The following is a 14,960-nucleotide window of genomic DNA, read 5'->3' on the forward strand; positions in this document are numbered from 1 at the left end:
TTTCAATTTCATCATACCTGCGGATCATTCGTTCCGCTGGATTTTTTCATTTCTGTGCCCGCCGGTTTCGACGGTTCCACACGGTCATTCACGCCAGATGCCTGTTGCGCACGATGAGGGGCCGCAACAATATTGACATCCCGCGCCCCGTCAGCCCCGGCATTGGCACTTGTTGCAAACGGGTGTGCGGCCGGATCATACAGGCGGCTGTCAAGATACCGGGCCAGTCCGTATCGCACCAGCACGCCAATCGCGGCGGCCACCGGCACGGCCAGCATCACGCCGAGCAGGCCAAACACGGCCCCCCCGGCCAACAGGGCAAACATCACCCACACCGCATGCAATCCCACCTTGTCACCGACCAGCTTTGGCGTCAGGAAATTGCCTTCCATTAACTGGCCCAGCAAAAACACGCCGACGACAAACACCACATCCAGGCCAATGCCAAACTGCGCAATTGCCACGCCCACGCCCACGGCAAAGCCTACCAGCATCCCGAAATAGGGCACGAACGATAAAATGCCGGTCATAAGGCCAATCAAAAACCCGAATTCCAGCCCCACCAATGTCAGGCCAAGGCCATAAAACATGCCCAGCAACAAACAAACCGTCGATTGCCCGCGGACGAACCCGGCAAGGGTGACGTCAATATCGTGCGCGCACCGGCGAATATCCTCTGCCTGGCGACGCGGCAACCAGCTATCAACCTTGGCAACGATCTTGTCCCAGTCGCGCAGCAAATAAAACGACACCACCGGGGTAATGAAAACCAAACTTAAAAAATTCAGCAAGGCCAGACTTCCGGTCAGCAAATTACCCAGAATATTGCCAGCCCATTTAATGGCCGTGGCAGTTTGCCCCTTGATCGATTCCCCGACACTATTTAGCGTTTCAGGGGCAATTTTATCGGTAATATGCTGAATATAGGGGCCTGCCTGGGTGCGCAAATCGGAAATATAACCCGGCAGACGTTCGAGAAAACCAGCCAGTTGACTGCCAATAAGCGGCACGATCAACAGCAGGACAAAGATGAAAATCAAAAAGAACAGCGCGGTAATAATCGCCGTTGCCACCGTGCGGCTGAGGCCACGGACCTCAAGTTTATCGGCCAGCGGGTCAAGAAAATAGGCAATCGCCATGCCCGCCACAAACGGCAATAAAATGCCGGAAAACAGCCACACCAGAAAAAAGAACACCCCAAAGGCGATAAGCCAGAAACGCACCTGATCGCGGATCGTCATATCAGTTCCCTGTCTTCCCTGTGACGTTCAATGGCGGTTAGCCACCCCGAATGCCCCCAAAATGACGGCGGCGATAGATATTTTGCACCTTCACCATACCATAATGATGCAACGCAAACAGACGGGCACACGCCATAAGGTCGTGCGCCCGTGTCATTTTTCCAAGCGGCCTCCGGGCCTGGCCCGGATGGTTAATGCCGCCTTATATCACTGCATATCCCTGCGGCATCAACAACAAAGGCAATTTGCCCCCAATCAGGGATTGCCCGTCAATTTCGTCAAACGATCACTTCCCAGCGGTTCAATAAACCACAATTGATCGATTTGCTGCAAATCAAGGTTCTGTTGAGCCAGGGCAACACGAAACTGGTCCGGAGTCCCGGCAAATTCAACATAAACCTGCACTTCGCGCCGTGACATTGCCACAACCCGCATCAGCTTGATCATCGGCAGGTTTTCAAGGCGATTCTCAATACCAGCCCAGTCATCCATGCTCGTAATCGGCACAAACACCATCAATTCGCCACTGGCACCATAATCAATCATGCTGGCCTGTTTCCAGTCACTTTCCAGTCGCGAACGAACATCCTGCGCGGCATGTTGCAACATCTCTGCAACCGACTCGCCCGCGGCAAGGTTTTCATGAACACCAAACACCTGCGGCGCCCCTGTCGCGTCATACCGTGTAACCGATACATCAACAGCCTGCCCGTCACCGGTTCCGGTAAGGGTAGCATCAACAACCGCAACATTCGCGCCGTAACGCTGACCGATTTTATCAATCGCGGCCAGGTCACCGCTTTGGGCCTGATCGACCGAAACAGTGCCGATATCGGCCAGATCCCCCACGGCCAGTGTCACCGGCACCAGCCCGCTTTGGTTGGCAACCGTGCTCCAGGCATCGCGCCACGGATTGGGATCATCCCACAGGCTGGTATATCCCTGATCAGAATAAACCGGCAAAATCAGCACTTTGCGCGCGGTCGTTTCGGCAAAGGGCACATTGCGGGCGCGCAAAAACGCCCGAACCTGGTCGGGTTTGAACCGCACCGTCATGTCGGCGATATAGCGGACCGACGATGTTTTTTCGTTCGAAACGCCAAAATCACGCACCATGTTGGTAATTGTGCGTTGATCGGGCACGGCAACCCCCGCCCCCGCATTCGAAACCGTCAGGCGATCCATCAGGTGCGAAAACGCAGCCCGCTGGCCGCTGGCCAGGGCCACTTCCCGCGCCTGGGTCGCACTATCGGCGCGTTGATCAACATGAACGCCACTAACCGTATACAAATCCTGCGCAACGGCGGGCATCGCAGCCCCCGTCGCCAGCACAAAAATTCCGGCGATCATTCCTGCCAGCAGATGAGTTGGTTTTAATCGATCCAGCACGTTTGCCTCTTTGCCCGTTTTGTCATGGTTCAGGCCCCTGAAATTGGTTTGCCTGTGCCTTTTACCAGCGCGGCTTCACAAGGACCTTGTTGCATAGGTAACGCATGACGGAAAGAAAAGTCTCCCATGCACAGCAGATCATTGCATTCATCACGGGTTTGAGTATTTTCGGGCCAGCGGAATTTATCAAGTCCGCGTTTATCATCGCTACCATGTTATCATGACCGGGGTGACGATGATAAACGCGGGCTTCCCCGCTTTCCCTTTTAAATTCAGTGAGTGCGAGGATCGCCCATGACCGCCCGCAACGGCCTCACCTATAAGGACTCCGGCGTTGATATTGATGCTGGCAACGCCCTTGTCGATGCTATTAAACCCTTGGCCAAGGCCACCAGCCGTTCCGGTGTTTCCGGCGGGCTGGGTGGATTCGGCGCACTGTTCGACTTGAAAGCCGCCGGATATAACGACCCGGTACTGGTTTCGTGCACCGATGGCGTTGGCACCAAACTGAAAGTTGCCTTTCTGGCCGACAAACACGACACCGTCGGCATCGACCTTGTCGCCATGAGCGTGAACGATCTGGTTGTCCAGGGTGCTGAACCGTTATTGTTTCTTGATTATTTTGCCACCGGCAAACTGGCCGTCGATAAAGCAACCGACGTGGTTGCCGGTATTGCCGATGGCTGCAAACAGGCCGGTTGTGCATTGATCGGTGGTGAAACCGCTGAAATGCCCGGCATGTATGCCGATGGCGAATATGATCTTGCCGGTTTTGCCGTTGGTGCCGCCGAACGCGGCAACCTGCTTGATGGCAGCACCGTTGCCGAAGGTGATGTTATTTTGGGTCTGGCATCTAGCGGTGTGCATTCCAACGGATATTCGCTGGTGCGCAAGGTTGTTGAAAAAGCGGGCCTTTCCTATGACGATGCCGCCCCGTTTGCCCCGGGCCAAAAACTTGGCGAAGCCCTGCTGGAACCCACCAGAATTTACGTCAAAAGCTGCCTTGCCGCGCATAAGGCCGGTTATGTAAAAGCCTTTGCCCACATTACCGGTGGTGGCCTTACCGAAAATGTCCCGCGGGTTCTGCCCGAAAACGCCACTGCCGTTTTTGATGCCGATTGCTGGGATTTCCTGCCCATTTTCAAATGGCTGGCAGCGGAAGGCGGCATTCCATCTGTTGAAATGGCGCGTACGTTTAACTGCGGCATTGGCATGTGCGTTGTTGTTGCGGCCGATAAGGCCGATGCCGCCGAAGCCCTGCTGCGTGAACATGGCGAAACCGTCAGCCAGATTGGCATGATCGGCCCGCGTGCTGGCGATGGCCCGCAGGTGATCATTAAAAACATGGGCCGGGCATGGGAAAAATAAACCGGCTAAAACTTGCTGTTCTGGTTTCGGGCAGCGGCAGCAACCTTCAGGCGATTATTGATGCCTGCGCAGGTGCGGACTACCCCGCCGAAATCGTGCTGGTTTTTTCCAACCAACCCGACGCCAAAGGGCTGGAGCGTGCAGGCAATGCCGGGATTGAGGCCAAAAGCCTGGCCCATAAGGGCTATCCCGGCGGACGCGAAGCCTATGACCATGCGGTCAGCGAGCTGATCGCCCAAAGTGGTGCCGATCTGGTGGTGCTGGCGGGCTATTTGCGGTTGGTCAGCGAAAGTTTCGTCAAACGCTGGCAAGGGCGGCTGATCAATATTCATCCGTCCCTGTTACCGTCCTTCAAAGGCTTGCACGCCCATGAACAAACCATTGCCGCCGGGGTTAAATATTCCGGCTGCACGGTTCATTTTGTGGTGCCCGAAATGGATGCAGGCCCCATCATTGCCCAGGCCGTGGTGCCTGTATTGGCCGATGATGATGCCCACAGCCTTGGTCAGCGCATTTTACGCCAGGAACACCAGATTTATCCGCAAGTCATTCGCTGGATTGCCGAAGATCGTGTTGTTGTCGGGAACGATGGCCGGGTTGCCGTGCGCGGTTCTCAAAGCCCGGACTTTGCCCAAATAAACCCTGTCAACCCGCAGGGATGAAAGCACCGCTGGCGCCGTTGGTGGCGCCAGCTTTGACTTCCAAAGGCAGAGAAAAACCAATTCAACCCTTACGTTTTATGCAAATGGTTGAATTGGACATCAAAAACCCGTCTTGCACGCGATGATGTGCCCGTTTATAACAGAAATGACTCCAGAACAATCTGCCACCGAACCAACGTTTCTTTTGGTGGTTTCGGCGTAAAGTTACATCCAACCATGGCCGTTTGGTGCCACATTGTTCTGGCCGTAACCTTTTGATAAATGGAGGCCCCTGTGCAGGGAAACGATTACGAACTGACGAGCACCCATAAAAACATTTACGCTGGCTATACCCGTTTTGTTAAATATTCCACCGGCAGCGTGATTGCCCTTGTGGTTTTAATGGCACTTTTTTTGCTGTAATTTCAGCAATATATCCCATTGTATAGATCAATATCGCCTATCAATTGATACCTGATCAAGACAAAACCGCCCTTTTCCAACGGGCGGTTTTTTTGTGCTTTCGCGCATTCCCGCGCCCGATTTTGTCGGCATTAACACCTGCCCATATTGCCACAAAACCGCAATATTTGTATTAGTTTTGCCGCATTCCTCGCCACTAAATAGTTACATTCCCGGCGCAAATTCACCTTTCTGGTGATGCTTCATAAAACCATCAAAAACAGGTCACATCAAAGGCGACCGAAAGCCACACCATTCTTTACGGAGGATGACATGCAAAGCAGCGAATACGACACCAACATGGTCAGAGAATGCGAAAAAGGCTGGCATAACTTTGTCTGGTTTCTGTTTACCAACCTGCTGGCCGCCGCAGCGACCCTGCTGTTGCTAATGATTTTTTTCCTATAAAAACAGCCTGACGCAAAATTTCCCTGCGGGTCCGGACAGAAGCGGCGAGTTCCGCCACCATCCGGGCCCGTATTTGTTTATTAACAAAACAAGGTTCACAGAGAACGGGTCCTGCATCGTCTGTCGTCTGGCATCGACAAGCAAAGCCGATGATTTAACGGAAAAAATCATCGGAACAGGTAATAATCACCTATTGGTCATTGAACGCAGATTTGTCCGCCCAATCTAGTTAAAGACAATCGCATTCGGGGACAATAACAATGCCATTTAATAAAAACATCAGCCAGCGCCTGCTATTCGCCTTTGTTATCATGGCTATGATTACCGCCGTTACCGGCATTTCGGGGCTGTTTTTCACCCTTGGCATGGGTAAAGAAGCCGACAAAGTGGCGGTGGAACTGGCACCGTTGGGCGATGCGGCAATAGAAATCAAACTGTCAGCCACCCGCGCCCATCTTGTTTTTGTAGAAATCATGGCAGGAGATGACGGCGAAGATATCAACGAGGTCTGGGACCTTCTGGCAGAATGCGCATGGTATGTCGATGCCATCCTGTCGGGAGGCCAAAATGATGAAGGCACCTTTATTGCCAGTCAAAATGCCAGCGTGCAAAACAAGATGGCACAGGTAAAATCCTCTGTCGCCGAATTTACCGCGACCGCCCGTCAACGCTACGATGCCCGGCAAAAACAAGATGACGGCAGCGATTCAAGCGCGGGCAGCAATACCGACGAACAATTTGACGAATCCTTCGAGCGGTTCATCAACCTGGCCGACGACGCCGAGGGCCTGATCCACGATGACATGGAGGCCGGAATAGCGGACATGCATCGCCGTGTTCAGACATCAATTCTGACCATGACCGTCATCATTGTTGTCGGCTTCATCATGGCGACCCTGTTTTCCATTTATGCCCGGACCAATATTTCACAGCGGATCAAACAGCTTTCCACCGATATGCAAACCCTGGCCGCCGGCCAAACCGATACCCGCGTCCCCTATACGGACGATATTGATGAAATCGGCGATATGGCACGTTCGGTTCAGGTGTTTCAACGCAACATGGTGCAAACCGAACAGCTTGCGATTGAAAAGACAAAAAATCAGGACCAGCTTAATCGCGACAACGAAAAACGAAACGATGCCATCACCCGGTTTGACCACGAGATCGCCTCGGTGGTTAGCGACGTGTCAGCCGCAGCCAGCAAGATTGATCAGACATCGACCGTACTGACCCAAACCGGCAAAACCAACCTTGCAATGGCGCAAGAAGTCAACCATGCGTCGTCAAATGCCAATGGCAGCGTTCAAACCGTGGCCGCCGCCGCCGAAGAACTGACGCAGTCCATTCACAACATTACCCAGCAGGCCAATACATCATCGGAAATTGCCCGTCAGGCTGTATCACAGGCCGATCATACCAACGAACTGGTGGCAGGGCTGGCAAATTCGGCAACCCATATTGGTGAAGTTCTGGGGCTTATTTCCGATATCGCCAACCAGACCAACCTTTTGGCCCTGAATGCGACCATCGAAGCCGCCCGCGCGGGCGATGCGGGCAAGGGTTTTGCCGTGGTGGCCTCCGAGGTTAAAAACCTGGCCACCCAGACTGCGCGCGCCACCAGTGAAATCAGCAGCCAGATCGGCGATATTCAAACTGCCACCCGCGAATCGGTTATCGCAATCAAGGAAATTTCGCAGATCATTTTTAACATGGATGAAATATCATCCGCAATCGCCACCGCCATGACCCAACAGGCGGATGCCACCCGCGATATTGCCCAGAATGTGCAAAACGCATCAGACGGCACCCATCAGGCGGCCCAAAAGGCCGGTACGATCCAGGCGGCAGCATCGGAAAACCAGCAAACTGCCACCGAACTGGCCGCAGCCGCCCATCAGCTTACGGCAAATGCGCAGTCCTTGCGCGCATCGGTGGACGGTTTCTTAGGCAAAGTGCGGAACTGACCGACAGGACGGGGCTCCTGCCCGGAACGGACGCCTGATCGGGCGCACCAACAAAAAACGCCCCGCGCAACAATGGCACGGGGCGTTTTTCGGTATTTCCAACTGCGAAACCGCAGCCCGCCTTAATTAACCAACAATGTCGGTCTGGGCGAAGAAATAGGCAATTTCGATTGCGGCGTTTTCAAGCGAGTCTGAACCATGGACCGAATTTGCTTCGATCGATTCAGCAAACAGCTTGCGAATGGTGCCCTCATCGGCGTTTGCCGGGTTGGTTGCACCCATGACTTCGCGGTATTTCACAACGGCATTTTCGCCTTCCAGAACCTGGATGACGACGGGCCCGGAAACCATGAAGTCCACCAGTTCGCCGAAGAACGAACGTTCCTTGTGAACGGCATAAAAACCTTCAGCCTGTTCACGGGTGAGACGAGCACGTTTCTGAGCAACGACGCGCAGACCAGCTTCTTCGATCACGGAATTGATCTTGCCGGTCAGATTACGACGGGTTGCGTCAGGCTTAATGATGGACAAAGTACGTTCGATAGCCATTGGTTTCACCTAGCTACTTGTAAAATTTCAGTACCCCTAAAACAGGTTGGCGCTGTATAAACGGCCTTTTGGCTCAAAGCAACACATAGTTAACCATTTGCATTTCAGCCCTGCGTTTCGCGCATCGTCACAAATTCACCACTATGGCGTTATCAAAGCCGCAAAAAACGGGCAGTTCCAGCACCTTGCCCTGTTTTATATACCCGCCCAACGCCCTTGATGACATTTTCAAGAATCCTTGCTTAACGCGCGCCCCTGCCCTATTGAAGGGCTAGAGAAATACCAGATTCCCTAACACAGGCGCCAGTATGCTGAATATTTCCAACATCATCTACCGCATTGGCGGTCGGGTGATCTTTGACCAGACCAGTCTTACCATTCCCGCCGGACACAAAATCGGCCTGATTGGCAGTAATGGCGCGGGGAAATCTACGCTGCTGAAACTGATCGCCGGGCAGTTAATGCTCGATGGTGGCGAGATTACCCTCAACGCGCGGGTCCGTATGGGCATGGTATCCCAGGAAGCCCCCGCCGGGTCGCGCTCCCTGCTTGATACGGTGCTTGCCGCCGATACCGAGCGCGCCAACCTGCTGGCCGAGGCCGAAACCGCCACCGACGGCCACCGCATTGCCGAAATTCATACCCGACTGGCCGATATTGACGCCCACACCGCCGAAGCACGCGCGGCATCCATTCTGTCCGGCCTGGGTTTTGATGGCGAAGCGCAATTGCGCGCCTGCGACGATTTTTCCGGCGGTTGGCGAATGCGTGTGGCTTTGGCAGCCACCCTGTTTTTACAGCCCGACCTGTTGCTGCTTGACGAACCGACCAACCACCTTGACCTTGAAGCCACCATCTGGCTGGAACAATATCTGATCAACTATCCTGGCACGATCATTCTGGTTAGTCATGACCGCGATTTGCTGAACCGGGCGGTCAAACATATTGTTCATTTGCACAATTCGCAGCTAACCCTGTATGGCGGCAATTACGATAAATTTGCCAAAACCCGCCGCGAACAGATGGAACTGGCATCGAAGCATTACGAAAAGCAGATTGCCCAGCAAAAACACCTGCAATCCTTTATCGACCGCTTTCGCGCCAAGGCCAGCAAGGCCAAACAGGCGCAAAGCCGGGTTAAGATGCTGGAAAAAATGGGCCCGGCGATTGCCGTGGTCGAAGACCGCAGCATCACATTCGATTTCCCCAGCCCGCAGGAACTGCCGCCGCCCCTGATCACGATTGATAATGGCGATGTCGGCTATAACGGCAAACCTGTTTTGCGCAATCTGAACCTGCGCATCGATATGGATGACCGCATTGCCCTGCTCGGTGCCAACGGCAATGGTAAATCAACCCTGGCAAAGCTGTTATCTGACAAACTTGAATTGATGAACGGCGAAAAGGTTTCTTCCAACAAACTGCGGATTGGCTATTTTGCCCAGCATCAGACCGACGAACTGGTGATGGAAAACACCCCCTATCAGCATTTGGCCGCCTTGATGCCCAACGTGATCGAAAGCAAGGTTCGCGCCCAGTTGGGCCGCTTTGCCTTTGAAGGCGACAAGGGCAACACCAAGGTCAAAAACCTGTCGGGGGGTGAAAAGGCCCGTTTGCTGTTTGCCTTGATGACGCTTGATGCCCCGCACATGCTGATCCTTGACGAACCGACCAACCATCTAGACATTGATGCCCGCGATGCCCTGAACCACGCGCTGAACAATTACGAAGGTGCCGTGATCATCATCAGCCACGATCCCTATTTGATCGAGGCCTGTGCCGACCGCCTGTTGCTGGTGGCCGATGGCACCGTCAGCAATTTTGATGGCGACGTAAACGAATATCGCCAATATTTGTTGGACCGCGCACGCGCCGACCGCCGGGCAGGCAAAAATTCGGTTGCGGCAACGCCGGAACAAAAACGCGACCGCAAGGCAGAACGCCAGGCCGCAGCCGAAAAACGCAAAATTGCCGCCCCGCTGCGCAAGGAAGTTGAAAAACTCGAAAAGCAGATGGCGCAATGCACCACCCAAATTGCCGCGATTGAAGCCGAACTGACCGACCAGTCGCTTTATAATGCAGGCAATGCTGACCGCCTGAACAAGCTGCAAATGGACATGGCCAAGGTTAAATCTGACCTTGCCAGGACCGAAAGCCTGTGGCTGGAAAAACAGGAAGAATATGAAACCATGGTCGCGTAAAGCGCCTGTTGCCCAACACGACGAACCGTGTCAAATACCCGCCATATGGCGGGTATTTGTGTTTTAAAAGATCATCTCCACCTCAGCCCCAACATCACTGCCCACATGGTTACATACGGCATCACGCACCAGCATTCGCATCCATGACGCGGCCGGGTCATCCTGCATTTCGCGGCGCCAGACCAGCGAAACCGGATAGCGCCCCAAATCCAGCGGCGCATCGCACACCTGCAAGCCACTGATGCGGGCCAAGGCCGTTGCCGCATGGGTTGGAATCGTCGAAACAGCGGCGATACCGCGTAAAAATGCGGGCACAGCGGCAAAATGGGTCAAGCCGGTCTGAATTTTACGGTGTCGCCCCAAATGCCTGAGTTTTTCGTCAACAATGCCTTCGCGCCCGGAATAGGAAACCAGGATATGCGGTAGGGTCAGATACTCCTCAAGCGATAACGGCATGGCCCATCCGCACGCCACCGGATCAAAAATACAGGCATAACCCGATTGCGCGATCTGCTCCTGCGCCAGCCACGACCGTTCCGGTGGCCGGGCGATCACGGCCAGGTCAAGTTCCCCGGTTTCCAGCATTTTTTCCACCGTATGCCGGTTGCTTTGATGGAATGACACCGACACATTTGGCGCGTCATGCAACAAACGCTGCGAAACGGCGGGGCCGACGGCCAGTTGAAAATCGTCCGACATGCCCAGCGCAAAATGATGTGCATCATGCCCCGGGTTAAAATCCTGCCCGGCGCGAAAGGCTCCGCGGATCAAAAGCGCACCGTGTTCAATGTTTTTCGCCATGTCGATGGCGCGCGGGGTTGGCTGCATTCCGCCGCGTGTGCGGACAAATAACGGGTCCCCGGCGGCCTCACGCAAACGGGCCAGCGCCGCACTCAATGCTGATTGGCTTAACGACAAACGATCCGCTGCCTTTGACACACTTCTTTCCTGCCATATCGCCATAAAGGCGATGACAAGATTAAAATCAAATCGCGCAATATCATTTAAATTAATGTTTTGAACCATAAACAGCAATTTGACTGATGATACAGCCGTCGTCAAGATCACAAACAAGGACACACATTTCGCGTAACCCCCACAACAGGAGCCCCCAAATGCCCCAGCATCGCGTTGCCGTTATCCAGGCTGGCACAACCCTTTTTGATACGCCGCACACGTTAGAACGCATGGCGGCCCTGTGCGAAGAAGCCCGGCACAACAACGTTGAACTGGCTGTTTTCCCCGAGGCCTATATTGGCGGCTATCCCAAGGGCCTTGATTTTGGCGCGCGTGTTGGCACGCGCAACGAAGCAGGCCGTGATGATTATTTGCGTTACTGGAAAGCCGCCATCGAGGTTCCCGGCCCCGAATGCCGCACCATTGGGTCGTTCGCCGCGAAAATGAAGGCGCATCTGGTGACCGGCATCATTGAACGCGATGGTGGATCACTTTATTGCGCGGTTCTGTTTTTTGCACCCGATGGAAGCCTTTTGGGCAAACGGCGCAAATTGATGCCCACCGCCAGCGAAAGGCTGATCTGGGGTCAGGGCGATGGTTCTACCCTGCCAGTTTTTAACACCGATATTGGTAAAATTGGTGCCGCCATTTGCTGGGAAAACTATCTGCCGCCGTTGCGCCAGACCTATTACAATAAAGGCATCAATATCTGGTGTGCGCCCACTGTTGATGAACGTGAAATATGGCAAACTTCGATGCGCCACATTGCCTATGAAGGCCGTACCTTTGTCCTAAGTGCCTGTCAGTATCTGACCCGCGCCGATGCCCCCGAAGATTACACTTGCCCGCAAGGAAACGACCCGAAAACCACCCTGATCCGGGGTGGCAGCGTGATCATCGACCCGATGGGCACCTGCCTGACTGAACCGGTTTATGACCGTGAAGCGGTTATCTGGGCCGACATTGATACCGACCAGGCCATTCGTGGCAAATATGACCTTGATGTCGCAGGCCATTATGCCCGCCCCGATGTTTTTTCGCTGACCGTTAATGAAACGCCGTTTCACCCCCGTAAAGCGGCCTGCTCACCGGCATCGGAACCGGCATCGCCAACACCAGATCAAGCGCCGCACCCCGACACCGCGTTGTAAAAGCCCACGCCATCCGCCACCAAACAAAACGGCCCCGGCATATGTTGCCGGGGCCGCTTGTTTAATCAAACATATCAGGTCGGTATCTTAAAATACCGGAACCACAGCGCCATCATATTTTTTATTAATGAAGTCGCGAATGGTGTCGGAATTATAGGATTCAACCAGGATTTTCACCCAAGGCTTGTCCTTGTCAACGGTGCGGGTAACGATGACGTTGGCATAGGGGCTATCCTTGCTTTCAATCGCAATCGAATCCCGGGTCGGGTTCAAATTGGCCTGGCTGGCATAGTTGGTGTTGATTGCTGCGGCATCAACATCGGCCAGCGAACGCGGCAACTGTGCAGCATCAAGCTCGATGAAATCAAACCCTTTGGGGTTATCTGTCACGTCAAGCGGGCTTACGACCAGGCCAGCAGCCGGGTCAACCTTGATCAGGCCCTTGGACTGCAACAGCAAAAGCGCACGGCCGCCATTGGTCGGATCGTTGGGGATGGCAATTTTCGCCCCGTCCGGCAGGTTATCCAGGCTTTTGTATTTGTCGGAATAAATGCCCATCGGGGTCACAAAGTTATAGCCAACCACCGACAAATGATAGCCACGGTCCTTGATCTGGTTATCAAGATACGGCACATGCTGGAAGCTGTTGGCATCAAGATCGCCATCGTCAAGCGCCTGATTGGGCAACACATAATCGCTGAAAGTGATGATGTCGAGCTTCAGGCCCTTTTGTGCCGCAACCTTGGCGACCTGTTCCATGATTTGTTCATGTTCGCCAGCGGTGACGCCAATTTTGATTTCATCCTGGGCAAATGCCGGGATGGCAAGGCTGGCCGTCAGAATGACAGCCGCACTCAGGGTTTTGAAAAACCGCATGGGAAGGCTCCTTTTAAGCTGCATTTGAATGTAAAAATGCGGGAATATGTGAAATCGTCAGATATTGCGTTTGTCGGCCTTGCGCGCCAGATGGTCGCCCAGCATTTGTATCGCCTGAACCACCACAATCAGGGTCACAACAACCGCGCCCATCACATCGGGGCGAAAGCGCTGATAACCATAGCGAATACCAAGGTCGCCCAGGCCACCGGCCCCAACCGCCCCCACCATGGCCGAATAGCCAATCAGGGTAACGGCGGTCAAGGTCAGGCCATGAATGATGGCTGGCAGGGCTTCGGGCAACAGAACCTTGGTCACCACCTGCATCGGGCGCGCGCCCATGGCGTGGGCGGCCTCGATCAGGCCGCTGTCAACTTCGCGCACGGCCCCTTCGATAATGCGGGCAATAAACGGGATCGCCGCCACCGTTAACGGCACAATGGCCGCCGATGTGCCAATCGATGTGCCAACCAGAAAGCGGGTAAACGGAATGATGGCAACGGCCAAAATGATAAACGGCACCGAGCGCGTGGCATTCACAATCGGCCCAAAGGTCTTTTGAAAGACCGGTGCCTCAAACAGTTCGCCCCGGCCCGACGTTGCCAGCAACACCCCCAAAGGCAGGCCAATCGCCGTGCCAATCGCCAAAGAGGCAAACACCATATACAGGGTTTGCAACGTTGCCTGCGCCAGGATGGGAAGAATGGTGGACCACATGGATTAGCCCTCCTTTCGAAGAGAAGGGACATCACGCGATGCATCGGCTTGAGGGAATGCAGGCTGAAAATCAAGAAACTCATCGGCCAGCAGCGACTGTGTTGTCGGCTGTTGCGGGTTGGCAAAAATGCCATCAACCGCCCCCTGTTCAACAATCACCCCCGCATCCATCACCGCAACCTTGTCGCATAGCTGTTTGACCACAGCCATCTCGTGGGTAATCACCACCATGGTCAGGCCCAGGCGTTTGTTAATATCGCGCAACAACGCCAATATCTGCCGGGTGGTTTCCGGGTCCAGTGCCGATGTTACCTCGTCGCACAAAACAACTTTCGGGTTGCTCGACAATGCGCGCGCAATACCCACGCGCTGTTTTTGCCCGCCGGACAATTCAGCCGGATACCGATCGCGTTTGTCTTCAAGGCCCACCAGCGGCAATAACGGGTCAATCGCGGCGGCAATTTCGGCCTTGCTGGCCCCGGCCAGTTCAAGGGGTAAGGCGATATTGTCGTAAACCGTGCGCGAGGATAGCAGATTAAAATGCTGAAACACCATGCCCAACTGGCGACGAAACAGCGGCAAATCGCGTTTCGACAATTTGGTCACATCGGTGCCATCCACTATGACACTGCCCGATGTCGGCATTTCCAGTAAATTGATGCAGCGAATAAGGGTAGATTTCCCGGCCCCGGAACGGCCAATCACGCCGACAATTTCGCCCGCTGCAATATCAAGGTCGATACCGCGCAAAGCGACATGTTCGGGGCTGCCCCGCCGGGCAGGATATGTTTTGTGCAGGTCGGTCAGCCGGATCATGGCGCCCTCCTTTTCAACATAAAAAAACCGTCTGCGGCGTCACCGAGACGGTCGTTGCAAAAGGCGCACGCCCAACTCGCTTTAGCCGTATTTATTACGCGCCCGCAAGCTGAGAAGCAAATCGGCGCTTTAGATGACAATTATATAAACATGCCTGAATACGTATTTCAACGCTCCATACCATGCATTTTACGCATATCTTGTATGTAGCACCGAT

The 14,960-nt window shown here is 54.2% G+C and carries 14 protein-coding genes; 7 read left to right on the forward strand and 7 right to left on the reverse strand.

The window, feature by feature from the left end:
* Positions 1-11: 11 nt before the first annotated feature.
* Both AAC086_RS13725 and AAC086_RS13730 read right to left on the reverse strand, forming a co-directional pair.
* Positions 12-1,241 carry an AI-2E family transporter gene (locus AAC086_RS13725; RefSeq protein WP_339779386.1) on the reverse strand — a complete coding sequence of 410 codons (1,230 nt, stop codon included), beginning with the start codon at positions 1,239-1,241 and terminating at the stop codon, positions 12-14.
* A 255-nt stretch (positions 1,242-1,496) separates the two neighbouring features.
* Complete coding sequence (locus tag AAC086_RS13730; protein ID WP_339779388.1) at positions 1,497-2,591, reverse strand: DUF2066 domain-containing protein; 1,095 nt, start codon at positions 2,589-2,591, stop codon at positions 1,497-1,499.
* A 333-nt stretch (positions 2,592-2,924) separates the two neighbouring features.
* On the opposite strand from AAC086_RS13730, the gene purM reads away from it, so the two are divergent.
* The 5 genes from purM (at position 2,925) to AAC086_RS13755 (ending at position 7,476) form a co-directional block, all read left to right on the forward strand.
* A complete protein-coding gene (gene purM, locus AAC086_RS13735; RefSeq protein WP_339779390.1) occupies positions 2,925-3,998 on the forward strand; it encodes a phosphoribosylformylglycinamidine cyclo-ligase in 1,074 nt (357 codons plus the stop codon).
* Positions 3,986-4,660: a phosphoribosylglycinamide formyltransferase gene (purN, locus tag AAC086_RS13740; RefSeq protein ID WP_339779392.1), complete on the forward strand. Its 675-nt coding sequence runs from the start codon at positions 3,986-3,988 to the stop codon at positions 4,658-4,660. The genes purM and purN overlap by 13 nt, the downstream gene beginning before the upstream one ends.
* Positions 4,661-4,933: 273 nt before the next feature.
* Positions 4,934-5,062 carry an aa3-type cytochrome c oxidase subunit IV gene (locus tag AAC086_RS13745; protein WP_339779395.1) on the forward strand — a complete coding sequence of 43 codons (129 nt, stop codon included), beginning with the start codon at positions 4,934-4,936 and terminating at the stop codon, positions 5,060-5,062.
* 312 nt (positions 5,063-5,374) lie between these two features.
* On the forward strand, positions 5,375-5,509 hold the full coding sequence (locus AAC086_RS13750; protein ID WP_339779397.1) for a hypothetical protein: 135 nt from the start codon (positions 5,375-5,377) through the stop codon (positions 5,507-5,509).
* Between the two features lie 260 nt (positions 5,510-5,769).
* On the forward strand, positions 5,770-7,476 hold the full coding sequence (locus AAC086_RS13755; RefSeq protein ID WP_339779398.1) for a methyl-accepting chemotaxis protein: 1,707 nt from the start codon (positions 5,770-5,772) through the stop codon (positions 7,474-7,476).
* 126 nt (positions 7,477-7,602) lie between these two features.
* Here AAC086_RS13755 and ndk read toward each other — a convergent pair whose 3' ends face one another.
* The gene (gene ndk, locus AAC086_RS13760) at positions 7,603-8,025 is read right to left on the reverse strand and encodes a nucleoside-diphosphate kinase (protein WP_339779399.1); all 423 of its coding nucleotides are present in this window, start codon (positions 8,023-8,025) and stop codon (positions 7,603-7,605) included.
* Positions 8,026-8,333: 308 nt separating this feature from the next.
* On the opposite strand from ndk, the gene AAC086_RS13765 reads away from it, so the two are divergent.
* Positions 8,334-10,226, forward strand: coding sequence for an ABC-F family ATP-binding cassette domain-containing protein (locus AAC086_RS13765; RefSeq protein WP_339779401.1), 1,893 nt, complete (start codon positions 8,334-8,336; stop codon positions 10,224-10,226).
* 63 nt (positions 10,227-10,289) lie between these two features.
* Here the strand turns inward: AAC086_RS13765 and AAC086_RS13770 are convergent, their stop codons facing one another.
* A complete protein-coding gene (locus AAC086_RS13770) occupies positions 10,290-11,252 on the reverse strand; it encodes a LysR family transcriptional regulator (RefSeq protein ID WP_339779494.1) in 963 nt (320 codons plus the stop codon).
* Between the two features lie 89 nt (positions 11,253-11,341).
* Here AAC086_RS13770 and AAC086_RS13775 point away from each other — a divergent pair, with 89 nt between their 5' ends.
* Complete coding sequence (locus AAC086_RS13775; protein ID WP_339779403.1) at positions 11,342-12,334, forward strand: carbon-nitrogen hydrolase family protein; 993 nt, start codon at positions 11,342-11,344, stop codon at positions 12,332-12,334.
* 87 nt (positions 12,335-12,421) lie between these two features.
* Here the strand turns inward: AAC086_RS13775 and AAC086_RS13780 are convergent, their stop codons facing one another.
* From AAC086_RS13780 to AAC086_RS13790, 3 genes are read right to left on the reverse strand one after another with little or no spacing between them, the layout of a single operon-like run.
* Positions 12,422-13,210, reverse strand: coding sequence for a MetQ/NlpA family ABC transporter substrate-binding protein (locus AAC086_RS13780; protein WP_339779406.1), 789 nt, complete (start codon positions 13,208-13,210; stop codon positions 12,422-12,424).
* Between the two features lie 57 nt (positions 13,211-13,267).
* Positions 13,268-13,927, reverse strand: coding sequence for a methionine ABC transporter permease (locus AAC086_RS13785; RefSeq protein WP_339779407.1), 660 nt, complete (start codon positions 13,925-13,927; stop codon positions 13,268-13,270).
* A gap of 3 nt (positions 13,928-13,930) precedes the next feature.
* Positions 13,931-14,743: an ATP-binding cassette domain-containing protein gene (locus AAC086_RS13790; RefSeq protein ID WP_339779408.1), complete on the reverse strand. Its 813-nt coding sequence runs from the start codon at positions 14,741-14,743 to the stop codon at positions 13,931-13,933.
* Positions 14,744-14,960: the final 217 nt, after the last annotated feature.

The organism is uncultured Thalassospira sp. (assembly GCF_963976115.1).
GTDB lineage: Bacteria > Pseudomonadota > Alphaproteobacteria > Rhodospirillales > Thalassospiraceae > Thalassospira.